The organism is Vogesella mureinivorans (genome assembly GCF_007644035.1).
Classification (GTDB): Bacteria; Pseudomonadota; Gammaproteobacteria; order Burkholderiales; family Chromobacteriaceae; genus Vogesella; species Vogesella mureinivorans.
In genome coordinates, this window is the sequence record NZ_VMTV02000734.1 from 1 (window position 1) to 361 (window position 361).

Genomic DNA, 361 nt, shown 5'->3' on the forward strand with positions numbered 1-361 from the left:
AGCAGCTGGGCGATCCCCTCCCCCAGCGTGCGGTTGATGGAGCTGAACAGGCGGTTTTTGGCTTCGTAAAGCTTAATAGTGCCCATGACGCGCTGGTTTTCACCCCGCAGGGGAATGACCAGCGTAGAGCCGAGTTTGCACTGCGGATGCAGGGAACAGCGGTACGGCACTTCATTTCCGTCGGCATACACCACTTCACCCGTTTCAATAGCGCGCAGGGTATAGGCCGAGGAGATCGGTTTGCCCGGCAGATGGTGGTCGTCGCCGGTACCGGTAAACGCCAGCAGCTTCTCGCGATCGGTAATCGCCACGGCTCCGATATCCAGCTCTTTATACAGCACCTGCGCCACCTTCATACTGT

The 361-nt window shown here is 58.4% G+C and carries 1 protein-coding gene; it reads right to left on the reverse strand.

All coding sequences use genetic code 11. The features are described from left to right. Positions 1 to 361: GAF domain-containing protein (locus FLQ44_RS17970; RefSeq protein WP_147695475.1), on the reverse strand; the 361-nt coding region annotated here is incomplete at both ends.